Consider the following 23,242-nt stretch of genomic DNA (forward strand, 5'->3'; position numbering starts at 1 on the left):
CAACCACGCATGGGTTGGCGTTCCGGAAGGTGTGTAATTCCTGTGGGAACTGGTGAACCCCGGGTTTCTCACGGTGGATTACCACCTTCCGGACCGCCTCCCACACACCCTGCGTTGTGTAATACGCTGCTCGCCCAATCCTGTAGACAACCGAGCGGACGCATCGATGAAGATTGCAAGGCAAGTGGCGCCATGACCCAGTTCTATGACGCACGGGGCAACATTTACGGGGTCGCCAGCCCGGCGTTTTTACGACAGCAGGGCATCGAGGTGCCCAACAGCGCGGCGCATGCCGCGAGGACTCGCGAGGCTTGGACTGCGTCGGCCGTAAGCTCCGAATGCGAGTGGGGTTCGACGCCGCGCCCGGCCAATGCCAAGGCCCACCGCTGTGATGGCTTGCTGGTTGGCCCGTTCCAGGCCGAGCCGCCGTTTGACCTGTTGATCGTGAACACCGACGGCTCCCTGGCCGAGCGCAGTGGCAATGGGTTGACGATTTTCGCCCAGGCGCTTACTGACCAGGGCTTGATGACCGAGGCCTGTGATTTGCGCGTGCACCATGACAAGCCTGACGTGGTGTCGCCGGTGGTGACTCGGGTCGAGCCTGCTGTCTATGAACACCGCTCTGGATTCTGGCTGGCATTGGGTTTGCCCGGATTCGGGCCATCTGCCGTGGGTGCGCAAGGGGTGGAGCAGGTGTTCCTAGGCGGCATTGAACTGAGCCATGTGAAGGCGTTGGCGGTGATCAACCCACAGTGGGCATACAGTCAGTTTGTGCGTGTGGGCAATCCTCATTGTGTGACCTTGGTCGAACACGTGTCAGCCTTGCCGAACAATCTGCTGATGCAACAGCCGGCGCTGTTCGAACCGTTGCAGGCGATTGCCTTCGCCCCCCCGGCAGGAAGCGGCGAGCCATGTTTGGCCGGAGTCAATTTGCAATGGGTCGCCAGGCAATCCGGCAACCGTGTTGTTGCCCGGGTGTTCGAGCGGGGAGAGGGCCCCACGGCGTCCTCCGGCACCAGCGCCAGTGCCGTGGCATGTGCGGCGTGGCGAGCGGGTTGGGTTGAGGGCGATGATGTCGCGGTGGTGATGCCGGGCGGCACTGCGCCAGTACGCTTGCATACCCAGGTTGATACGCTGCTGAGCGTCAGTCTGTTCGGGACTGCACGGCCTCAGACATGAAGTCTTTTGAACAGTTGACGCCCTGAGTGGGTGTCAGCTGTTTCGCTATTAATTAATTGATTAGATAAAAGTTGGTGTAGGGCATTTCTTATACTTTAAGAAGTGGCACATTGGCTTGGGTTGTTATTTCGTAAAAGACACTTCAATCTCAGTTGTACGAAACTTCTTTTTTATTTTTTTGGGGACCGGTTTTTTTCTGAGATCGCTACGCTTCAAGGTGTTCAGGCGCTTTTTCTCGGCAACTTATTCAATGTTTGGCGGGGGAAGTATTTCAGTCCGGTAATAAATATCGATATTGGCGGGTAACAACGGATGGTTAACGCGTTTGTTTCGTCACGTTTCAAATTAATCCTTCCAGGCATAAAGACTGACTTTCAAGTACTGGCGTTCAAAGGCCAGGAGGTGCTTGATCAGCCGTTTTTCATCCAGGTGCAGGTGGTCAGCGAAAACCCTTCACTGGATCTGGAGTCACTGCTCCACCAGCCCGCCTACCTGGCTTTTGGCGACGCCAATGAAGGCCTGAACGGGCAGATTTACGCAATTGGCCGCGATGACCCCGGGCGGCGGCTCACCCGTTATCACCTGACGTTGGCGCCGCATCTCGCCTACCTTGCCCATCGACGCGACCAGCGGATTTTCCAGCAGCGCAGCGTTCCGCAGATCATCGCGGCAGTCCTCGAACACCACGGCATCCTGGCCGACCGCTATGCCTTTGAACTGGGGCCGGTGGTCTACCCACCGCGTACGTTCTGCGTGCAATACGCGGAAACCGACCTGCATTTCATCCAGCGGCTGTGTGAAGAGGAGGGCATTCATTACCACTTCCGTCACAGCGAGAACCAGCATGTGCTTGTGTTTGGCGACGACCAGACCGTATTTCGCCGCCTGCCTGCGCAGCGTTATTCGCCTGCCGGCGGGCCGCTGGCCGAAACGCGAGTTATCCAGCGTTTCGACGTACGCCTGGCTACCCGCAGCCAGCAAACGGTGCGTCGTGATCATGACTTCGAGCATCCGTCCTTATGCCTGCAAGACACCGCGGGTTCTGCCTCAGCGCAACCTCTTGAGGACTACCACTACCCGGCTGGGTTTACCGGCCATGCACGGGGTGCGCGCCTGGCTCGCAGGGGGTTGGAGCGCCTTCAGATCGGCCGATATCGAGCGTTGGGCAAGAGCGACCAGGCGGTGCTGCGCAGTGGGTATTTTCTTGAGCTGCACGACCATCCGGATCCGGCCTGCAATGATTTATGGTTGATCACTTCGGTCCGTCACGAGGGTTATCAACCGCAGGTGCTGGAGGACGCGGCAGGTGAGGTGGATGGATTCCAGGGGTATCGCAACCGTTTCACTGCGACACCCTGGAGTGCACCGTATCGACCCCCTCTCAAGCACCCCAAGGCGACCATCCACGGCACCCAGACCGCAACGGTGACCGGGCCTGCCGGTGAGGAGGTGCATTGCGATGCATACGGCCGGGTGAAGGTACGGTTTCACTGGGACCGACTGGACAAGAGCGATGACAAAAGCAGTTGTTGGGTGCGGGTGGCATCTGGTTGGGCCGGAGACGGGTTTGGCGCAACGATGATCCCGCGGGTGGGCATGGAAGTGCTGGTGACGTTCCTTGAGGGCGACCCGGACCAGCCGTTGATCAACGGTTGCCTGCCCAATGCGCTGCACATGCCGACCTATTCCTTGCCGCAACACAAGACCCGCAGCATCTTGCGCAGTCGCAGCACCCCGGGCGGAGGCGGCGGCAACGAATTGCACCTGGAAGACCACCGTGGCAAGGAACTCATCTACCTTCGGGCTCAGCGGGACCTGGAGCAACAGGTGGGGCATGACAGTCGCCTGGAAGTGGCCGGTGAGCGGCATGAAATCATCCGAGGGTTAAGCGCGGTTCGCCTGGAAAGCGAGGAGCATCGTCACGTCACCGGTGACCGCAAGGTTGTGCTCAAAGCCAGCGACCATCTGGACGTGCAAGGCGATAGCCAGACCTATGTCGGGCAGACCCTGGTGATTGAAGCCGGGCAACAGGTGCATCTCAAAGCGGGTGCCGGCCTGGTGATCGACGCGGGCGTACAACTGAGCTTCAAGGCCGGCGGGGAGCACCTGGTGATCCAGGCAGGCGGCATTTTCAGCAGTCGGCCCATCACCCTCGGTGGCACCCCGTCCGCGACCGGGTCGGCGAACTCCCTGCTGGTTGCCGAGAACCCGAAAATCTCTGCCACACAGGGCGCCATCATGCACTTGGCCAGACAACTGGATGCGGACTTCTGCCCTGTATGCGAGTGCTGCCGCGAAGGCCTCTGCACTGTCGGCGGGAGGGCAGCCTGATGGAAAGCCTTCCACACCGATGGATGAACCAACAGCAGCAGGCGGGGTACAGGCTGTGCCTGATGCTTGAGGGTAGTAACGCAGCTTGCCAGCCACTGTTGGCGGCACGTGGTTTTCCAGCGTACTGCCGCCTCTACGCACAAACCCCACTGGCGGAAATGGCCACGGCCGGCCCCGTGATCCTGTTGCTGGATCAGGTAGGGGAGCCCGCATTGCTCGATCTTCTGCAGGAACCTGAGATGAATTGGGGGTGGTTGGGCAGTTTGCCAAACGCGGACCTGACGGACATGTCCCGGCATTGGCGCGACCGGCTGCTGGTCGGACCGGAGAATAACCGGACGCTGTACCGCCTTCACGACAATCGTACGTTGGCGCGTGCACTCAGCCATCTGGGTCTTGAGCAATGGCCAGCATTCCTCGGCCCACTGATCAGTGTGTGCTACTGGCATGAAGGCAGTTGGCACTGTGGCGACAACCCTGCTCCCGGTGACTATCCGGTGCCCGAGCCAGCCCCTTGGTTGAGCACGCCCAACCCGAATGCCTGCGCCATCCTGCACGCCAATATCCTGCGTTACCTGCTGGCTGAGCACAGTGAAGACCTGGCGGCATTGGTTGAATTTCATGATCCAAGAGTCTGGCTGACCCAGGTCCTTGAGCAGGCTCGCGCCTGGCAATGGAGTAGCCCGGAACAGCTGGAGTTCCTGGTCGTGCGACGGTTGGAAGAGGCCACTCGCAGCAGCGTGATTCGGTGGCAGCCGATGGTTGGAGAAACACCGCAGGATCACTTTGAACGAGTTAAGCAGCAGTGGCACATGTTGGAGAACAAGGATGAGTAAGCGTGTATGGGGCGTGTTGCTTGCGCTGGCAATGGCGGGACTTTCGGGGTGTGCGATGAAGCCGGTTGATCGCTTTACGTTGGAGGTGGATTTACCGGCGGAATTTGAACTTAAAACTGCCGCCAACTACGGGCCCGCAACGGGCGAGACCTGCACCTTGCCAAGGCGCAGAGGCAAGAGGCCGGAGCGGAAGGTCTTTTTTACCGAGTACAAGCCGGTGGCAAGTCGGGCGAGTTATGAGTTGCCGCTGAGTGAAACGGTAGAGGGGTGTCCGCTGGTATTACGCAGTGTGGAGTTTGATTTTTACGCGAAGTGGGGAACGCGGGATTCGGATGTTGGGGGGGATATGGGGGGGATTTCCATTCGGGATCGTCTGGAAGGTGATAGGCCAGGAATGCCTGAGTCGGGAGTTCAGGAACTGTCTTGGCAATGTCAGTGGTTGTTTCGGACTGTGGGGCCGATACATGCGATCAGAAAGGTTCTGAACTGTAATTCGCTGGGTGCTACAGGACAAAAATATAAAGCTCACTCGCGCGGTGTTTTTTCGCGAGATGAATTGGGCGGGAAAAAAGTATTGATAAAGCTGAGCCTCATGAGTGAGGAGCGACCTTATATGGGCGATAACTGGGTTCGTTTTCCTCAAGGATGGAAACGCTGTCGAGGCAAAAGTTTTGAGGACCAGTACGCGTTTTGTGGGGGGAACACTACAGATTTCAAATCCTTCAAAATGCCCGATGGGCGTGTATGTGACATATATCCAAGTTGCAGTGAATAAGGATGTTCAAGCATGACGATGGAGCAATGGAAAAAACCGTTTTTTAACGAAAAAATGCCCGCCTGTACGGTGCGTGGAGACTGGTTGAGTTTTTGTCTAGTGGACGAGTACGGTGACGGGAAAGCTTATGGAGGGCTCAAGTATGAAATTTTTGACAGTGTAGGGCAGCGATACGCGGGCCGTTTGAATGGAGATGGTTTTGTACGATTAGAGGGGCACTGCCGTGGTCCTGTAGTGTTGGTTTTCGATGCTATGTATCAGGAGTTGGGGAGCTACTATTCGACATTGCAGAGGCGAGAAAAGTATCCGTTACCCATCACCGACCTTCAGGTCAGAGCTGAACAAACGAAATTTTCAACATCCAGCGGTGAGCAAACCGAGAGCAATTCTGCGCGGCAGAAAGCTGACCACTTTTATCAGGTTGAAGTGAGCGACTTGGTTCGTCAGGGCTCCCATCTACCGGCCGTGACACCCACTGCTTACCGCCCCAAACGCCACGCACTAAAAATGATGGCCGATCTGGGGTTCGGTCCTTCCCAACCCTCCTTATCAGGGGTCGTGTTGTTCCCGAGCAATCACACCGTTCTCGAAGTACGTCCACTGCGAGCCCTGCGTCCAATGCTCTCCACGGAAGACCGCTTCTGTGCCTTGAATCTGTATCAACTGGCACTGTTTGCCGCGTTGAGTTACTGCGATTTTGGCCAGGAGCCCCCAGACAAACCATTTGATCAAGTGCGCTTTCCACTGGATCCCAGTGTTGGAAATTTGTTTGCTGAACAACTATCTGGGTTTCACCAGGCCTGGCGAGTTGATCCGGAGCAAGTGCGACGTTTTTATCCGCTTTATGAGGATGTCCCTTACTCACGGCGTTTTGAAATTCTGCCCTTCGATCCTGAGCTGTATCCCCAAAATCGTCGGGAGTTGGAGGAAAAACAGGAACACCCTGCGGGTTTGCACTTCTTCGATGACGAAAAAGGCGGTACTGATACCCAGGCTTTCATAACTCACCACGATGAGGTCATCCTGATAGCGGTGCGTGGCACCGCCAGCCCATCTGATGGATTGCGAGATGCCAACGCCCATCAAGTGCCCTTCATCGATGGCGTAGGCAAGGCGCACGAGGGTTTTTATCAGGCGTACCGAGCAGTGCGTAACTTCGTGTTGCGATACCTCGACCAGTTTCATGTCGGGCAACGAATAGTTATATGTGGTCATAGCCTTGGCGGCGCCATCGCGTTGCTCTTGGCTGAGGGGCTGCGCCGAATTTCCGACGCGCACTACAACATCCTCCTCTACACCTACGGCGCCCCCCGCGCCGCCGACTCTGAGTTCAACACCGGCGCCTCCACGTTGGTTCACCACCGCATCGTCAACCACAACGACCCGGTCCCCAGCGTCCCGGCCCCTTGGATGAACACCACCGCCAAACTCTGGATCCCCGGTGCCGTCACGCTGTTCAGCGCCCCCACGGCCGGGGGCCTGTTGTTCGCCGCCGGCCTGGTGCGTATTGGCGGTAACCCCTACCAACACCACGGCGATCAACAGCACTTCCTGCCGATCGTGCTCCCGGACGGTACGCATTCGTCCGTGCTGTGGAAGCCGGGCTGCGAGTCCATTGAAGAAGCCGGCCGCAACCGAGCATGGCAAACGCGCGGTGACATGCCCGATCGCGATGGCCTGATCAAGCAGTTGGTGCAATACAAACAGCATTTCATGACTGCCAGCTACATCCCGGCCGCCTGGGCGACATTGCGTCGCTGGCAACAAGCTGTGGATAGCAACGGTCCTCTGGTGACCCAAAGGGAGTTTGAACTGCTCGACCATGCCCTTGCGACCATGCGCAAACAACTGCAAGACAAGCGGCGTGAACTGACTCGACAGCGCCCGGCCAACGACCGTGCCTATGAATACCATGAGCCGCTGAACGCCGAGATCGACCGCCTGCACACCAGTCGCGAGCGCCTGCAAACCCTGCGCTGGCGTCGTCTTGAAGCGCGTGATGTGTATGGTAGCCATAGCCACTCCTCCAACCTGCAACCCAGTCTCAAGCGCTGGCTTCGCCATCGTGAAAACCAGGAGTTGCCTCAGGTCGCCAGCATCCCTCCCGCTGCGCAGAGTGAGCTGGGGAGGGCACAACCGCTGGATCTCGACTCAATCGTGTGATCGGCGTGCTTATACAAACTCCACCTGCGCCGGCTGGCGTTTCATCAGCACCTTGCCGTGGCGAATCGAGTACAGCGGTAGCCCTTGGCTGCGAATCACCTCGTAGTCGCTGTCGGCTGAGAGGATCAACAGGTTGGCCGGGCGCCCGGCCTCAAGACCGTAACGGTCACCCAGGGCCATGGCCTTGGCGCTGTTGTCGGTCACCAGGTCGAGGGCGCTTTGCAGGTTGCGGTAGCCGAGCATATGGCAGATGTGCAAACCGGCTTCCAGCACGCGCAGGATGTTGCCGTTGCCCAGCGGGTACCAGGGATCGACGATGGAGTCCTGGCCAAAGCATACGTTCATGCCGGCCTCCAGCAGCTCGTTGACCCGGGTGACGCCGCGGCGTTTCGGGAAGCTGTCGAAGCGGCCCTGCAGGTGGATGCTTTCGGTGGGGCAAGAGACGAAGCTGATCCCGGAGTGCCCCAGCAGGCGGAAGAGTTTGGCGCAGTAGGCATTGTCGTAGGAGCCCATGGCCGTGGTGTGGCTGGCGGTGACGCGGGCGCCCATGTCGCGGCTGCGGGCTTCTTCGGCGAGTACTTCGAGGAAGCGTGAATGCGGGTCGTCGGTTTCGTCGCAGTGCACATCCACCAGGCAGCCGGTGCGCTCGGCCAGGTCCATCAGGAACTTGACTGAACTCACGCCTTGGTCGCGGGTGTATTCAAAGTGAGGGATGCCGCCGATCACATCAGCGCCGAGGCGAATGGCTTCTTCCATCAGCTCGCGGCCGTTGCGGTACGACTCGATGCCTTCCTGGGGAAAGGCGACGATTTGCAGGTCGATCAGGTGCGTGCTTTCTTCGCGCACTTGCAGCATGGCCTTGAGCGCCGTGAGGTCGGGGTCGGTGACATCGACATGGGTGCGTACATGCTGGATGCCGTGAGCGGCGAGGGCCTGGATGGTTTTTTTGGCGCGGGTCCTGGTGTCTTCCTCGGTGATGGTGGCCTTGCGTTCGCCCCAGCACTCGATGCCTTCGAACAGGGTGCCGCTCATGTTCCAGCGCGGTTCGCCGGCGGTGAGGGTGGCATCGAGGTGAATATGCGGTTCGACGAAGGGCGGTATCACCAGGTTGCCGGCCGCATCCAGGTCATCGGCCGCCATTAACGGTGCTGTTGTTTGTGGGGTGATGCTGGCGATCCGGCCGTGTTCCAGGTGCAGATCATGCAGGCCTTCACGGTTGCGCAGGCGGGCGTTGATGATGTGCATGGGCAAGTTCCTCTTGGCTAAAAACAATCAGGCAGACAGCCGCCAGATCATCAGGGCGATGCCGATGTCCAGGCGGTCATAAGCGTTATCCAGCGTCAGCCCACACAGGGCTTCGATGCGCTGGACACGGTGTGTCAGGGTATTGCGGTGTACGGCCAGGCGCTGGGCGGCAGCCACAAGGTTACCATTCTCGTGAAACCAGGCTTCCAGGGTCGGCATCAGGCTGGGCCCGTGGTGCAGGTCGTGACGCAGCAGCGGGCCCAGGCGTTCATTGAGGAATTGGTCGAGCAGGGCGCGATCACGCACGCCGCTGAGCAGCTTGAGCACGCCCAGTTCGTCATACACGCACAGCCCGGCACGTTCGCTGAACCGTCGTGCCGCCGCCAATGCCTGGCGTGCTTCGTCCTGCGCCTGGGCCAGGTGCGCGGGTGGGTGTGAAGCGGCACTCAGGCCGATAAACAATTTCAGCGGTGCCAGGCGCAGGTTGAGCGGGTTCAGCCAACTGGCCAATTGTTGGCGATTGGCCAACGCCGTGACGGCATCCGGTGCCGGCAGCAGCAGGGTCCATTGCCCGGCGCGACCCAGTACCGGCAGCACCGCCGATAACTGACGCAAGCGTCGACTGATAGCGTCGTGTTGCCGCGCCAGCTGCGCCTCCACCTGTGCCGCGTCGCCTTGGGCAAACAGCAGCTCACTGCCTTCCACTTGCAGTTGGGCGACCTGCCAATGCCCGGCCAGTGACATGTTCAATTGCACGGCCCGATGCAGCAGCAAATCCAGGGATTGATAATCCCCGGTCAGCAAGCGCTCCAGCACGTCGTGCCGCGAGCGCCCCAGTTGTTCGGACTGGATCAGCGCCGAACCAATCGCCTGGGTCACCAGCACCATTTTCAGCGAGTAGGGCTGCTCGATCAGCGGCATGCCGGCGGCTTCGGCGGCGTCGAGCAAGCGCTGGGGAATCGCCTGGATATACGCCGCTCCCGTCAGGATCACCAGCCCCGCCACTTGGCGCTGGCAGGCTTCGTCCAGCAGTTGCAGGAGGTTGGCCTCATCCCGAGGGTGATTGATGCCGGTGACGAACACCAATTCACCACCCAGCACCCACTCGGCGATCCCACTGTTTTCCGCCACATAAGGCCAACGCACGACGTTATCCAGGGCGGCAGCGCCGGCGCGCAGGCACATGGATTCCAGGCCCGGCAACGCCAGTACATCCGCAATCGTCAGGCTCATGCCCGGGCATCAGCCAAGGGTACACGCAGCACGGCGGTGAGTACGACGTAGGTCAGCGACGCGGCAGCGATACCCACCAATGGCGCGACCCACGGCGAGTTGAACGCCAGCACGGTCCCCACCGCGTACGCCACCAGCCCGGCCCAGTTGAAGGCCGGCAGGCGTGCATCCGCCAGGCGCGGGTAGTGGCCGCGCCAGCGGTAGAAGAAGTCCGCCATGATCACCCCGCCAATCGGCGGAATCACCGTGCCCAGCAGGATCAGGTACGGCACCAGCATGTCGTACATGCCCAGCAACGCCAGCAAGGTGCCGATCACAGCCCCCGCCAACGTCACGGTTTTGCGGCGTTTGGTGCGCAGCAGGTTGCAACCGGCCACGGCGAAGTTGTAGATGGTGTTGTCCTGGGTGCTCCAGATATTGAGCAGCAACATGGCCATTGCCGCCATGGCGAAGCCTTGCAGCAGCAACACTTCGACCACATCGGGCTGTTGGTAGACGATGGCGCCATAGGCGCCGATCAGCACCATCAAACCATTGCCGATAAAGAACCCGATCAGGCTGGCCAGCACCGCGACCTTGGCCGAGCGGGAAAACCGCGTCCAGTTGGTGGCCTGGGTGGCGCCGCTGACAAACGTGCCGAACACCAGGGTGATCGCCGTGGACACATCCAGCTCGCCGGTCGGCACCACCGCCAGCAGCCCATCCAGCCCGCCGACTTTCACCGTGGCGACCCACATTGACAGCAACAGCAACAGGCCCATGGCTGGCACTGCGATGTAGGAAAGAATCTCCAGCCCGCGATAGCCCACGTAGGCCGTGGCGCAAAATACCAGGCCGAACAGCACCATCAACGCCAGCACGCTGCCCTGGCTCAGCTCGAAATACTTGCCGAGCACTACGGCGGCCGTGGCGGTGCCCCAGGCGTACCAGCCGATCTGGGTGAAACCGAGGATCAAGTCACTGAGCTTGCTGCCCACCTCGCCAAAGCAGAAGCGGCCCATCAACACCGAGTTCAGCCCGCTCTTGAACGCGATGTAACCCAGGCCTGCGGCGTAGATACCCAGCAGCAGGTTACCCAAGGCCACCACGCCGAGCATCTCGGTGAAACTGAACGCCACCCCGAGCTTGCCGCCGGCAAACATGGTCGCGGTAAAAAAGGTAAAGCCCAACAGCACCATGGCGGTCGACGCCAGGCCCTTGCGCGCATGCATGGGGACTTCGCTTAAGGGGTAATCGTTGCCCGGTTCTTGCTGCGTCATGTCCGTGCTCCCTGAATGAGTGACGCAGGCCTATTGCACCGGGCGTGCCAAATCAGCGGCAGTGACAGGCGCACGGTCGACGCTGTGCACTGTGCACAGTATTTATAGCCAAATAGGGGGGAAACGCAGGTAGGCGTGTTCGCTGTGCCCAATCGGGCACGAAAGCGGTGCAGCAGTGGTACAAATTGGATCAGTCGAACAGCGTCTGCGTGGTCTCGCCGCGATGAAAGGCAAACGCCGCCTCCAGATCACTTTCGATGGTGCGCCCACGGGACAGCGGCGGCAGGTCGTCCAAGGTAAAAAAGCCCACCTCGGTGGTCTCGAACCCGGCCACCGGCGCCAGTTGATCCACCCGTTCACACAGGAAATACAACTTGTAGAAATCCCGCACATCCGGCCGATACAACCCCTTGGCCTTGTGGGTGACGCTGTACAGTGCCCGCGCAGTAACGCTCAGCCCGGCTTCCTCGCGAATTTCCTTGATAATGTTTTCCGCCGCCGACAAACCGATATCGGCATAACCACCGGGCAGCGCCCAGCAGCCGTCGGTGGCCTCGCGCACCAGCAGAATGCGCTCACCCTCGATCACCGCGCCACGCACGTCGATCATCGGCGTCGAATAGCGCTGGGCGAAATCCGAAACCAGCCCGGTGATGCGCTCCAGCGGCACGTTGCCCAGCTGCGCCAGCATGCTGTGGGCAATCTCGGCGATTTCTTCCAGGCGTTCGCGCTCGAAATCATCGGTGCAAAAGTGCAGCCCCGTGGAAGCCAATGCTTGCAAGCGTTTGGCTTGGGCCAGCCAGGTAGTTTCCATGGACATCTCCTCGGTGGCGAAGAAAGGGAAGGGTGGAAGGGTGCTACGGGAGGCACAAAAAAACCACCGCAAGGGTGGTTTTTTAACATCGCAGGCCTACTCGCCGCGATAGATGCAGCCACTGGTGCAGGTCTCGTGGATGCGGATCGCACTGAGTTCCGGCAACAGCGGTTTGAGTTCAGTCCAGATCCACTTGGCCAGCACTTCGCTGGTGGGGTTTTCCAGGCCTGGGATGTCATTGAGGTAGTTGTGGTCGAGGCGTTCGTAGAGCGGCTTGAAAATCGCCTTGATCTCCGAGAAGTCGCGAATCCAGCCGGTATGGGGATCCAGGTCGCCGCTCAGGTGGATCGCCACCTTGAACGAATGCCCATGCAGGCGCCCGCACTTGTGGCCTTCCGGTACGTGGGGCAGGCGGTGGGCGGACTCGAAGGTAAACTCTTTGAAGATTTCCACAGTATTTTTCAGCTCGGTCAGGTATCTGGCAGGCGGCGAGTTTAACAGCTTGATCCCATGCCGCGCATACCGCTGGGTCAAAGCGCCTGCAAGCGCTCGCCCAGGCCACCGTTATCGGCCAGTTGCAGAAACTCATCCCCCAGCCGCCGGCTCTCGCTCATCGCGGTTTGCCAGTACTTGTTGCGACTCGGGTCGTCGCCCATGAAGCGCTTGAAGTCGCTGCGGTCTGGCAGTTTGCCGTGGGGCAGGCGGGCCAGGTAGTCCTTGGACGGCGCCAGCAGCAACACATCCTGCAAGCCTTGCTGGTTGCTGCGCCGCCATGGCAGGCCCTTGTCGAACCAGCCGGGGATGACCCGGTCGGTGAAGTGCGGGTACAGCACGATGTCGTCGCCGTGGTAGGGCAGGTCGAGGTGGTAGTCCAGCAGGCCGCCGTCGCGGTAGGTGCCGGTGCCGGCTCCGGGCAGGTCGCGCACGCCTTGCATCACCATGGGGATCGAACCGGATGCCAGCAGCGCCTGGCGCAGGTTGCCCATGTCCAATTCAAGGAAGCGTGAGGGGAAATCCTTCAGCGGGTGCACCGGCGGTGCCTGGCGCGGGTCGTGGATGATCAGCCGCTCGAAATGCCGCGCCAGCCGCGCTCGGCCGCGCAGGTTGTCGGCAATCACCGATGACAGGCCCAACCCCAGGCGCCCGCGGTGGTCGTCGGCGAGCAGGCCGTGGCTCTTGACCACCATGATGTTCAGTCGGTAATCGGGGTTGTCCAGTACCCGTGCGTCGCGGCCGGCCAGCAGGTCGTCGAGCATGCGCTGGCAGCTGCGGCTGACTTCGGCCATGGTCACGCCTTTGGCAAAGCGTTGTTCGTTGTACAGGCGGCCGAGGTCCAGCAGGCCTTGCACCGGGTCGGGCAGGCAGGCGCTGGCAAACCGCCAGGAACCGATCGATGCTCCGATCAGCGCACGCTCCCGTGGCGCACGCGGCAGCCAGTCGCCGAACAGCGCCAGGTCCAGGCCCTGGATCCCCAGCGCCTTGGGGCCGCCGGCCGCTCCGGGGAGTATGCCGACATCCGCAGGCTTGAGGCCCTGTTCGCGAATGCGCGCAAAGGCGCGTTTGCCGGCCTTGAGGGTCAGGGCGGGGAACTTGATGTGGATGGCTGTCATACCGGTCTCTGTTGAAGCGGGGTGTAGGAGCAAGCGTGCTCGCGAAAACGTTAACGATACCGCGTGAATCCTGAATAAACATCGTAGCCCGTCGCGCCTGCTGGAAATTGCCATGGTGGCAATTCAGTTTCAGTTAAGTTGCAGCAGCTACCGTGGCCGGTGTAGGAAAAACATCGTGTAACGGAGACTCATCATGAAACGCCTCACTGCTCTGGTCGCCGCCGCTATCATCGCCTCCACGGCGACTCAGGCCGGAGCCGTGTACCCCGACAAACCACTGACCGTGCCTGCCACTGTTACAATTGTCGCGTTCGACCAGCTCGAAGCCACAGCCCAGGCCTTGCATCCCGGCTCAACGCTGTTGGACACCGACCTGGACGAGGCTTACGGCAAGTATGTCTATGAAGTCGAACTGCAAGATGCCGACGGCATTGAATGGGAGGTCGAATTGGACGCGCTCACCGGGCAGGTTCTCAAGAATCATCAGGATACGTAATGAAGGTAAATTTACGCGCTGGCAGTCGAATGGCGTTGGTGCTGGTGGTGTTCTGCTCAGGCTTGCAGGCCCGCGACCTCAACCAGGATGAAGCCTTGGCGCTGCGCCAACAGGGAGTGATCCTGCCTCTGGAGCAGTTGTTGCAGCAGGCCATGGCGCGGTATCCCGGCTCGCGCTTGCTGGAAGCCGAGCTTGAGAAGAAGCACGGCCAATATGCCTACGAAGTGGAACTGGTGACCACCGACGGCGTGGTTCGAGAGATCAAACTCGACGCCACCAACGGTGTACTGATCAAAGACGAGGAAGACTGATGCGCCTGCTCCTGGTGGAAGACAACGTACCCCTGGCCGATGAACTGCTGGCCGGCCTGCAGCGCCAGGGTTATGCCGTCGACTGGCTGGCCGACGGCCGCGACGCCGCGTACCAGGGCCGCAGCGAACCCTACGACCTGATCATCCTCGACCTCGGCCTGCCCGGTTTGCCCGGCCTTGAGGTGTTGGCGCAATGGCGCGCCGCCGCGCTGGCCACCCCGGTGCTGATCCTCACTGCCCGCGATTCCTGGGCCGAGCGCATCGAAGGGCTCAAGGCCGGTGCCGACGATTACCTGAGCAAACCTTTTCACCCCGAAGAGCTGCACCTGCGCATCCAGGCGCTGTTGCGCCGCTCCCACGGGCAGGCCAACCAACCCACCTTGCAAGCTGCTGGCCTGCACCTGGACGAAGGGCGCCAATGCGTACTGCGCGACGGCGACGAGATCCAATTGACCGCCGCCGAATTCCGCCTGTTGCGCTACTTCATGTTGCACCCTGAACAAATTCTCTCGAAAAGTCATTTGGCCGAGCACCTGTACGACGGCGAGACCGAGCGCGACTCCAACGTGCTGGAAGTGCACGTCAACCACCTGCGTCGCAAGCTCGGCCGCAGCGTGATCGAAACCCGGCGCGGCCAGGGCTACCGGTTTGGCGCCAGCCCTGCATGAAGTCGATTCAGCGCCGCCTGAGCCTGGGCCTGATCAGCGTGATGGTGATCGTCGGCGTGGTGTTGGCGCAAACCAGCCTGTGGTTGTTCGAGGCCGGTTTGCAACGCTACCTGGAAGCCGGGCTGCGCAACGATGCCGAGAACCTGCTGGTCGCCCTGGTACGCGGGCCCAACGGTGTACAGCTGGATGAACAGCGCCTGTCGCCGGCCTACCAGCGGCCGTTTTCCGGGCATTATTTCCGTATCGATTTTGCCGACACTCACTGGCGTTCCCGTTCGCTGTGGGACCAGGAATTACCCCGACTGCCGGAGGCCGGGCTCAAGGGCAACCTGCAACTGGGGCCGGAAGGCCAGCAATTGCTGGTGCTGCGTTCGGACTACAAGCGCTTCGGCCAATCGATTTCCATCAGCGTGGCGCAGGACTACACCCCTGTGCGGGAAAGCTTTCGCCTGATGCGTCGGATTGGCCTGGTGCTGGGGCTGGCGGCACTGCTGCTGGTGTTGTTTTTGCAGCGAGTCACCGTACGTCGCGCCTTGCGCCCGCTGGAAACCGCGCGCAATCAGATCGCCCAGTTGCAACAGGGCCAGCGCTCGCAACTCGACACCCAGGTGCCGCTGGAACTGGAACCACTGGTCGCCCAGATCAACCACCTGCTGGCCCACACCGAAGACAGCCTCAAGCGCTCGCGCAACGCCCTCGGCAACCTTGGGCATGCGCTGAAAACCCCGCTTGCGGTGCTGTTGAGCGCTGCGTCGAGCGAGGCGCTCAAGGATCACCCCGAACTGAGCAAACTGTTGCGCGAGCAATTGGAGCAGGTACAACAACGCCTCAACCGTGAACTCAATCGCGCACGGCTGGCCGGCGAAACCCTGCCGGGTGCTTTGTTCGACTGTGAAAAAGAACTGCCCGGCCTGCTCGCCACCTTGAACATGATCCATGGCGAACACCTGGACCTCAGCTACCACGTCGCGTCGGGCCTGCAATTACCCTGGGACCGCGAGGATTTGCTGGAGCTGCTCGGCAACCTGTTGGACAACGCCTGCAAATGGGCGGATGCCGAGGTGCGCTTAAGCATCAGCGAGACGCCGCACAGTTATCTGCTGGCGGTGGAAGATGACGGCCCCGGCATTCCCGAGGCCCAACGGGACCAGGTCTTCAGTCGGGGCGCACGCCTGGACGAACAGATCGACGGCCATGGCCTGGGGCTGGGGATCGTGCGGGACATTGCCGAGGTGTGGGGCGGGGTGTTGCAGTTGCAGGAGAGCGAGCTGGGCGGTTTGAAGGCATTGATCGAATTACCCAAACGCCATGGCTGACACACCGTAGATCAAAATGTGGGAGGGGGTTCGCCACAGAGGTAGTGGGCCCCCCACATTGGACTGCCTTCGACCCTCAGACGCGGAACTGGTCCATTAACCCCTGCTGCTGATTCGCCAGGCTGTTCAACGCCTGGCTCACCCGCGCCGACTCATTGGCCTGTTCCGACAGCGATTCGGTCACATCGCGAATGGTCGCCACATTGTGGTTGATCTCTTCGGCCACCGCGCTTTGCTCTTCGGCGGCGCTGGCGATTTGCAGGTTCATGTCGCTGATCACCGTGACCGCATCGCCGATCTGGCGCAGGGCGGTGACGGCCTCGCCGACCTGTTCGACACTGCCCTGGGCCTGGCGGTAGCTGTTGCCCATGGAACCCACGACCTCTTCGGTGCCGCTCTGCAATTGCTCGATCACCAGGCGGGTTTCCTCCACCGACTCCTGAGTACGCCGTGCCAGGTTGCGTACCTCGTCGGCGACCACGGCAAACCCACGGCCGGCCTCACCGGCGCGGGCGGCTTCGATCGCCGCGTTGAGCGCCAGCAGGTTGGTTTGCTCGGCGATGCCGCGAATCACTTCCAGCACTGAACCGATCTTCTCGCTGTTGGCGGCCAGGCCTTCGACCTGGGCCATGGCGGTGCTCATGTCCGCCGCCAACTCGCCGATGTTGCTGGTGGTGCGGTCGATCACCGTCAGGCCGTCGCGGGTGGCCTGGTCGGCATCACGCGCGGCCTGGGCTGCCTGGGCGGCGCTGCGGGCCACGTCCTGGGCGGTGGCGCTCATTTCATGGGAGGCGGTGGCCACCTGGTCGACCTGACGGTACTGCTGCTCCATGCCGGCGCTGGTTTGCGTGGCAATCGCGGCGGACTGGTCGGCGGTGCCCCGGGCGTCCTGCACCGAGCGTTTGACTTCGGCAATGATCGGTTGCAGCTTGTCGAGGAAACGGTTGAACCAGCCTGCGAGTTGGCCCAGTTCGTCCTGTTTGTCATAGGCCAGGCGGCGGGTCAGGTCGCCTTCGCCGCTGGCAATGTCTTCAAGCATATGGGCCACGCCGAGGATCGGTCGGGTCACGCTGCGGGCCATCAGCCATACCAGGATCAGGCCGATCACTGCTGCCAGTAGGCCCAAACTCAACTCCAGCAGGGTGCCGCGCGTATTATCGGCGTCCATCTGGGTCTTGAGTGCTTCAGCCGGCCCGACCAGGACTTTTTCCGGCACATCCAGCAACACGCCCCATGGCTTGCCGTCTGGAATCGGCGCGAACGGCGCCAGCACCTTGAGCTGATGGTCGGTGCGCAGGCTGCGGATTTGTGTCCCGCTGGCCAATGCGCTGATCAATTGCGCGCCGCTTTGCGTATCGACCTGGTCCAGGCGTTTGCTCAACTGGCTGGCGTCCGCGCTATAGCCGGCGAGCAAACCGGTTGGGCTGAGGATGCTGACCTGGGTCTGGCCGTCATACAGCTTGTGGCTGGCCTGCTGGCTCACGGCCTGCAGGCTGTTGAGGTTGATGTCCACCGACAGCGAGGCGATCACCTTGCCATTGACCGTCAACGGAAACACGATGCTGGTCATCAGCACGTTTTGCCCGTCGATCACATAAAAGTACGGCTCGATCACGCACGGTTTGAGCGTGCTGCGCGGGCAGGTGAACCAGGCGTTGGCCGGTTCACCGCTGGGGCCGATGCTGGTGTCGGACATGTCGCTTTCCGGCAGTGCCATCGAGGTCAACTTGCCAGGTGTCGGCTGCGACCAGTACAGGGCGAAGCGGCCCTTGTCATTACTGCCCAGCTCCGCCTGGCCAGCGAACAACTCATCCTTGCCATCCAGCGCATTGGCTTCGAAGACCAGGGACAGGCCCAGCAGTTCCGGGTTGGCCTGCAGCGCGGCCTTGACCTGGCGGGTCAGGTCTTCGCGGGTGTCGAAGGCGTCGAGGAAGCGTTTTTCCGCTTGCTCGCGCAGGAACAGGACCTGGCGGGAAAACCCATGCCCGTATTGATAGGCGTCCATGAACTGTCGGCGGATGCCCAGTGCCTGCACCTCACCTTGGGCCTCGATGCGTGCCTGGGCCGCTTCATTGAGCATCTGCATGCTGGAGGCTTTGACCTGCTCGGAACTCTGCGCCATGCGGTACAGCGACAAACCCACCAGCAGGGTCACGATCCCCAGCAGGCACAGGCCGGCGAGCAGGGTGATTTTCCATTGAATGGAGAGCTGTCTGAGGGCCATCGGTACATCCTTACCTGAAAAACACATAGAGCACGGTTATCGGCCGATCTGGGATTTTCTTTATTCAAACGATCAATTTAAACCTCAAAACGGCGCCGTTTTTTGACATGGCGCCCCGCCTGCTGCAAAGTGCGCGCCCTCTAATAAGACCTCCTTCAAGCCTGCACGCTGGCTGCCACCCGATGGTCGCCTGGGCGTGGGCATGCCTGTTTTTTATGTTTCTGCTTGAGGTAACCATGATTAACGCAGTCATCGCCGCGGTCGGCACCATGCTGGTGCTCAGCCTGTCCCGCGTGCATGTGGTCATCGCCATTATCGTCGGCGCCCTGGTGGGCGGCCTGACCGGTGGCCTGGGTATCGAAGCCACCCTCAAGGCCTTCAATGGTGGCTTGGGGGGTGGTGCGACTGTGGCCTTGTCCTACGCCTTGCTTGGCGCTTTCGCCGTGGCGATTGCCAAGTCCGGCCTGGCCCACGCCCTGGCGGACAAGGCCTTGCTGCTGGTCGACCGTCAGGAGGCCACGGGCGGCAACCACGTCAAATGGCTGCTGATCGGCTTGTTGTGGGTGGTCGCGATCGCGTCGCAGAACATCCTGCCGATCCATATCGCGTTTATCCCGTTGCTGGTGCCGCCCCTGCTGTATGTGCTGACCAAGTTGCAGTTGGACCGGCGCTTGATCGCCTGCGTGATGACCTTTGGCTTGATCACGCCGTACATGTTCCTGCCGGTGGGCTTCGGCAATATCTTCCTCAACCAGATTCTGCTGGCCAACGTGGCCAAGAGCGGCGTGGACATCAGTCAGGTCAACGTCACGCACGCCATGGGCCTACCGGCGCTGGGCATGGTGGTCGGGCTGCTGGTGGCGGTGTTTATCAGCTACCGCAAGAAGCGTGTGTATGACCTGGAGAACATCGAGCGGGTCGAGCAAGTGGCGGTGCAGTACAACCCGCTGACCCTGCTGGTGGCCGGCCTGGCGATTGCCTCGGCGTTCATCATCCAGTTGTGGCTGGACTCGATGATCATCGGTGCCCTGGCCGGGTTCCTGATTTTCTCGGTCTCGGGCATCGTGCGCTGGCGCGACACCGACGACCTGTTTACCGAAGGCATGAAGATGATGGCGATGATCGGCTTCATCATGATCGCCTCGTCAGGCTTTGCCGAAGTGCTCAAGGCTACCGGCGACGTGCGCTCGCTGGTGGAGGCCTCGGCGGCGTTCATCGGCCATAGCCGTGGTGTGGGGGCGTTGTTGATGTTGCTGGTGGGGCTGCTGGTGACCATGGGCATCGGCTCGTCGTTTTCCACGGTGCCGATCCTGGCGGCGATTTTCGTGCCGTTGTGTGTGCAACTGGGCTTCAGCCCGCTGGCCATCGTGTGCATCGTCGGCACCGCCGGGGCGCTGGGTGATGCCGGCTCGCCCGCCTCGGACTCCACCCTCGGCCCGACCTCCGGCCTGAATATCGACGGCCAGCATCACCATATCTGGGACACCGTGGTGCCAACATTCCTGCACTACAACCTCCCATTGCTGGCGTTTGGCTGGTTGGCGGCGATGACACTCTGATCTACAGATTCACCGGCGCTGGCCGATAACCTCTCAAGTCGCTTAATAAGAGAGAAAAGCCATGCGTCTGAGTCTGAAGGCCAAAGTCCTGTCCCTCGCCGTTGTACCGGTGTTGCTGTTCGCCGTGGTCATCAGCCTGACCACCGTGTGGATCCTCCAGGGGCAAGCGCGCAACGAGGTGGATGAAACCCGCCAGCGCCTGCTCAACAACGCCAAGACCACCCTGCAAAGTTATGTGGAAGTGGCCATGACCACCATCAAGCCGCTCTACGACGCGGCCGCGCCCGGGGATACGGCGGCGCGGGCGGAGGTGGTCAAGCTGCTGTCCAACACCAGCTACGGCAAGGACGGTTACTTCTTCGGCTACGACTCCGAGACCATCCGTCTGTTCAAGGGCAACAGCCCCGACGGCGTGGGCAAGAGCTTCAAGGACAACCGTGACCCCAACGGTGTCTACGTCAACCGGGACTTGGTCAAGGTCGGCAAGGACGGTAGCCACTACCTGCAATACAGCTCGACCCAGCCTGGCCAGACCGAGTTGGTGCCCAAGATGGGCTACACCGAATACCTGCCCAAGTGGGACATGGTTATCGGTACATCGGTGAACCTGGATGGCATCGAGGCCCAGGTAGCGGTGGTCGAGGCCAAGGTAGAAAAGCGCATGGAAGGCGTGCTGCTGAGCATCCTCGGCGTGGCCGTGGTGGTGTTGCTGGTGATTGCCGCTGCCGGCATGCTGCTGGCCAACACCATCCTGCGCCCGCTGCATCTTATGAAAGCCAACCTCGACGACATTGCTGCCGGCGAAGGCGATTTGACTCGCCGCCTGGCCATCACCAGCCAGGATGAACTCGGCGACCTGGCTGGCGCATTCAACCGTTTTGTCGACAAGATCCATGGCCTGGTGCGCCAGATCACCGAAATGACCACCCAACTCACCGGCCTGGTCAGCCAGGTGTCCGACCAGGCCCAGCGCTCGGAGCAGGCCATGGAACGCCAGCGTCACGAGACCGACCAAGTGGCCACCGCCATCAACCAGATGTCCTCCGCAGCGCAAGAAGTGGCGCGCAGTGCCCAAGGCGCCTCGGTGGCCGCGCAACAGACCGACGCAGAAGGCCAGGCTGCCAAGCGCGTGGTGGACGGCAGCATTGCGCAGATCCATGCGCTGGTGAATGACATCCGCAGCAGCGGTGTCTCCCTCGACAGCCTGAAGCAGGACGTGTCGTCGATTGTCAGCGTGCTCGGCGTGATCCGCTCGATTGCCGAACAAACCAACCTGCTGGCGCTCAACGCGGCGATCGAAGCGGCGCGGGCAGGGGAGGCCGGGCGTGGTTTTGCCGTGGTCGCCGACGAGGTGCGCGCCCTGGCCAGCCGCACGCAAACCAGCACCCAGGAAATCCAGGGCATGATCGACCGCCTGCAAAAAGGCACCGAGGCTGCCGTGGATGCCATGCGCCGCTCCAGCGATGCCGGCGATGGCACCTCGGCCAAGGCCAACGAAGCCGGGGCGTCCCTGGACACCATGGCCGAGTTGATCGGCACCATCAACTCGATGAACGCGCAGATTGCCAGCGCCGCCGAAGAACAGACTGCCGTGGCCGAAGAGATCAACCGCAGCGTGCATCAGATTGCCGTGGCGGTGGACAGCGTGGCCGATGAAACCCAGTTGGGCGCCCAGACCTCGCGCAGTTTGGCGGACCTGGGCCAACGGTTGGGGCAATTGGTCGGTCAGTTCAGGATCTGAACCGCTACACGATGTCGCGCATCAACAGGCCAAAGCGCAGGTCCATCTCGGCCGGCAGGGGCACATACACCGTGTGCCCATCCCCCGGCGCCACGTCAATGGCTTCGCCCTTGGTGTTGTGCAGGCTGGCCAGGTCAAAGTGAAAGTTGCCGGCGGGGGTCATCAGTTCCAGGTGATTACCCACGGCAAAGCGGTTCTTCACCTTGACCTCGGCTAGCTCGCCGCGGCGCTCGCCGGTCAACTCGCCGACAAACTGCTGGCGCTCGGACACTGAGCTGCCGTTCTGGTAGTTCTGGTATTCGTCGTGCACATGGCGGCGCAGGAAACCTTCGGTGTAGCCGCGCTGGGCCAAGGATTCCAGGTTGGTCATCAAGTTGCGGTCAAACGCACGGCCGGCCACGGCATCATCGATTGCCTGGCGATACACCTGGGTCGTGCGTGCGCAATAGAAATGCGATTTGGTGCGGCCTTCGATCTTCAGCGAATGCACGCCCATGTGGGTCAGGCGCTCCACATGCTGCACGGCACGCAGGTCCTTGGCATTCATGATGTAGGTGCCGTGCTCGTCCTCGAAGGCAGGCATGTGCTCATCGGGGCGATTGGCTTCCTGCAGCAGGAACACCTGGTCGGTGGGCGCGCCGATCCCCAGTGTGGGTTCCGGTTGATACACCTGGACTATATCGCCCGTGGCGTTTTCCACCGCCGGGGTGGCCTGGTATTTCCAGCGACAGGCATTGGTACAGGTGCCCTGGTTGGCGTCACGCTTGTTCATGTAGCCCGAGAGCAGGCAGCGCCCGGAATAGGCCATGCACAAGGCACCGTGCACAAACACTTCCAGCTCCATGGCCGGCACCTGCTGGCGAATCTCGCCGATTTCTTCCAGGGACAGTTCCCGCGACAGGATCACCCGGCAAATCCCTTGCTGCTGCCAGAACTCCACGCTGGCCCAGTTCACCGTATTGGCCTGCACTGAGAGATGAATCGGCATCATCGGGAAGTGCCGGCGCACCAGCATGATCAGCCCCGGGTCGGACATGATCAGCGCATCCGGGCCCATGGCGATCACCGGGGCGAGGTCCTTGAGGAACGTCTTGAGCTTGGCATTGTGTGGCGCGATGTTCACCACCACGTAGAACCGCTTGCCCAACGCGTGGGCTTCCTGGATGCCGAGCGCCAGGTTGGCGTGGTCGAACTCGTTGTTGCGCACCCGCAGGCTGTAGCGCGGCTGGCCGGCGTAGACCGCGTCGGCGCCGTAGGCGAAGGCGTAGCGCATGTTTTTCAAGGTGCCGGCGGGGGCGAGCAGTTCGGGGGCAAGGACGAGAGGCATGGGGATCGGGTCGCAAAAGGCCGCGAGCGTAGCCCAACGTGTGCCGGGCTTTATTGATCTGGGTCTACGCTTACCGCAACAAAGATGGCACTCCCGGGATTTGTGGTGGACTAAGCAGCTGGACGCAAACGCGCGGCCTGCTTTTTTGACATGGA

General features: G+C 61.2%; 19 protein-coding genes and 2 pseudogenes. 12 read left to right on the forward strand and 9 right to left on the reverse strand.

Going from position 1 to position 23,242, the window contains the following annotated elements; genetic code table 11:
* The first annotated feature begins 192 nt into the window (after window positions 1–192).
* From HCF10_RS25130 to HCF10_RS25150, 5 genes are all read left to right on the forward strand, one after another.
* Entirely contained in the window at window positions 193–1,179 is a 987-nt protein-coding gene (locus HCF10_RS25130) for a diaminopimelate epimerase (protein ID WP_167656638.1), read from the forward strand.
* Between the two features lie 312 nt (window positions 1,180–1,491).
* Window positions 1,492–3,510 (forward strand): type VI secretion system Vgr family protein, encoded by a 2,019-nt coding sequence (locus tag HCF10_RS25135; RefSeq protein WP_167656639.1) that lies wholly within the window; start codon window positions 1,492–1,494, stop codon window positions 3,508–3,510.
* Window positions 3,510–4,346, forward strand: a complete 837-nt coding sequence (locus HCF10_RS25140; protein ID WP_167656640.1) for a DUF4123 domain-containing protein — start codon at window positions 3,510–3,512, stop codon at window positions 4,344–4,346. The genes HCF10_RS25135 and HCF10_RS25140 overlap by 1 nt, the downstream gene beginning before the upstream one ends.
* Entirely contained in the window at window positions 4,339–5,121 is a 783-nt protein-coding gene (locus HCF10_RS25145) for a hypothetical protein (RefSeq protein WP_167656641.1), read from the forward strand. Before HCF10_RS25140 ends, HCF10_RS25145 begins: the two co-directional genes overlap by 8 nt.
* 12 nt (window positions 5,122–5,133) lie before the next feature.
* Entirely contained in the window at window positions 5,134–7,284 is a 2,151-nt protein-coding gene (locus tag HCF10_RS25150) for a lipase family protein (RefSeq protein ID WP_167656642.1), read from the forward strand.
* Window positions 7,285–7,293: 9 nt separating this feature from the next.
* Here the strand turns inward: HCF10_RS25150 and codA are convergent, their stop codons facing one another.
* The 6 genes from codA to HCF10_RS25180 form a co-directional block, all read right to left on the reverse strand.
* Entirely contained in the window at window positions 7,294–8,529 is a 1,236-nt protein-coding gene (gene codA / locus HCF10_RS25155; protein ID WP_131700023.1) for a cytosine deaminase, read from the reverse strand.
* A gap of 27 nt (window positions 8,530–8,556) precedes the next feature.
* On the reverse strand, window positions 8,557–9,762 hold the full coding sequence (locus HCF10_RS25160; RefSeq protein ID WP_167656643.1) for a PucR family transcriptional regulator: 1,206 nt from the start codon (window positions 9,760–9,762) through the stop codon (window positions 8,557–8,559).
* Complete coding sequence (gene codB, locus HCF10_RS25165) at window positions 9,759–11,021, reverse strand: cytosine permease (RefSeq protein WP_131700021.1); 1,263 nt, start codon at window positions 11,019–11,021, stop codon at window positions 9,759–9,761. Before codB ends, HCF10_RS25160 begins: the two co-directional genes overlap by 4 nt.
* A 190-nt stretch (window positions 11,022–11,211) precedes the next feature.
* Window positions 11,212–11,835: an NUDIX hydrolase gene (locus tag HCF10_RS25170; RefSeq protein ID WP_167656644.1), complete on the reverse strand. Its 624-nt coding sequence runs from the start codon at window positions 11,833–11,835 to the stop codon at window positions 11,212–11,214.
* A 96-nt stretch (window positions 11,836–11,931) separates the two neighbouring features.
* Window positions 11,932–12,288: a 6-carboxytetrahydropterin synthase QueD gene (gene queD / locus HCF10_RS25175; protein ID WP_003237990.1), complete on the reverse strand. Its 357-nt coding sequence runs from the start codon at window positions 12,286–12,288 to the stop codon at window positions 11,932–11,934.
* Window positions 12,289–12,365: 77 nt separating this feature from the next.
* Window positions 12,366–13,445 (reverse strand): patatin-like phospholipase family protein, encoded by a 1,080-nt coding sequence (locus HCF10_RS25180; RefSeq protein ID WP_167656645.1) that lies wholly within the window; start codon window positions 13,443–13,445, stop codon window positions 12,366–12,368.
* Between the two features lie 193 nt (window positions 13,446–13,638).
* Here HCF10_RS25180 and HCF10_RS25185 point away from each other — a divergent pair, with 193 nt between their 5' ends.
* Genes HCF10_RS25185 through HCF10_RS25200 form a run of 4 tightly spaced genes read left to right on the forward strand, consistent with a single transcriptional unit; the run spans window position 13,639 to window position 16,236 of the window.
* Window positions 13,639–13,941, forward strand: coding sequence for a PepSY domain-containing protein (locus HCF10_RS25185; RefSeq protein WP_131700018.1), 303 nt, complete (start codon window positions 13,639–13,641; stop codon window positions 13,939–13,941).
* Window positions 13,941–14,252 carry a PepSY domain-containing protein gene (locus tag HCF10_RS25190; protein WP_131700017.1) on the forward strand — a complete coding sequence of 104 codons (312 nt, stop codon included), beginning with the start codon at window positions 13,941–13,943 and terminating at the stop codon, window positions 14,250–14,252. Before HCF10_RS25185 ends, HCF10_RS25190 begins: the two co-directional genes overlap by 1 nt.
* The gene (locus HCF10_RS25195) at window positions 14,252–14,920 is read left to right on the forward strand and encodes a response regulator transcription factor (RefSeq protein ID WP_027603141.1); all 669 of its coding nucleotides are present in this window, start codon (window positions 14,252–14,254) and stop codon (window positions 14,918–14,920) included. The genes HCF10_RS25190 and HCF10_RS25195 overlap by 1 nt, the downstream gene beginning before the upstream one ends.
* Complete coding sequence (locus tag HCF10_RS25200; RefSeq protein ID WP_131700016.1) at window positions 14,917–16,236, forward strand: sensor histidine kinase; 1,320 nt, start codon at window positions 14,917–14,919, stop codon at window positions 16,234–16,236. Before HCF10_RS25195 ends, HCF10_RS25200 begins: the two co-directional genes overlap by 4 nt.
* 76 nt (window positions 16,237–16,312) lie before the next feature.
* On the opposite strand, the gene HCF10_RS32155 is transcribed toward HCF10_RS25200, so the two are convergent.
* Both HCF10_RS32155 and HCF10_RS32160 read right to left on the reverse strand, forming a co-directional pair.
* Window positions 16,313–17,068 carry a methyl-accepting chemotaxis protein gene (locus HCF10_RS32155; protein ID WP_371920978.1) on the reverse strand — a complete coding sequence of 252 codons (756 nt, stop codon included), beginning with the start codon at window positions 17,066–17,068 and terminating at the stop codon, window positions 16,313–16,315.
* A 102-nt stretch (window positions 17,069–17,170) separates the two neighbouring features.
* Window positions 17,171–18,487: pseudogene (locus HCF10_RS32160) on the reverse strand (HAMP domain-containing protein); the annotation flags it as partial.
* Between the two features lie 212 nt (window positions 18,488–18,699).
* On the opposite strand from HCF10_RS32160, the gene HCF10_RS25210 reads away from it, so the two are divergent.
* The 3 genes and pseudogenes from HCF10_RS25210 (at window position 18,700) to HCF10_RS32170 (ending at window position 21,760) form a co-directional block, all read left to right on the forward strand.
* Window positions 18,700–20,019 carry a Na+/H+ antiporter family protein gene (locus HCF10_RS25210; RefSeq protein WP_167656660.1) on the forward strand — a complete coding sequence of 440 codons (1,320 nt, stop codon included), beginning with the start codon at window positions 18,700–18,702 and terminating at the stop codon, window positions 20,017–20,019.
* A 61-nt stretch (window positions 20,020–20,080) separates the two neighbouring features.
* A pseudogene (locus tag HCF10_RS32165) lies at window positions 20,081–20,902 on the forward strand (cache domain-containing protein); the annotation flags it as partial.
* 102 nt (window positions 20,903–21,004) lie between these two features.
* Complete coding sequence (locus HCF10_RS32170; RefSeq protein ID WP_443200919.1) at window positions 21,005–21,760, forward strand: methyl-accepting chemotaxis protein; 756 nt, start codon at window positions 21,005–21,007, stop codon at window positions 21,758–21,760.
* A 4-nt stretch (window positions 21,761–21,764) separates the two neighbouring features.
* Here HCF10_RS32170 and trhP read toward each other — a convergent pair whose 3' ends face one another.
* The gene (gene trhP, locus HCF10_RS25220; RefSeq protein WP_131700012.1) at window positions 21,765–23,087 is read right to left on the reverse strand and encodes a prephenate-dependent tRNA uridine(34) hydroxylase TrhP; all 1,323 of its coding nucleotides are present in this window, start codon (window positions 23,085–23,087) and stop codon (window positions 21,765–21,767) included.
* Window positions 23,088–23,242: the final 155 nt, after the last annotated feature.

Source organism: Pseudomonas sp. B14(2022), from assembly GCF_012030485.1.
In the GTDB taxonomy this organism is placed as follows: Bacteria; Pseudomonadota; Gammaproteobacteria; order Pseudomonadales; family Pseudomonadaceae; genus Aquipseudomonas.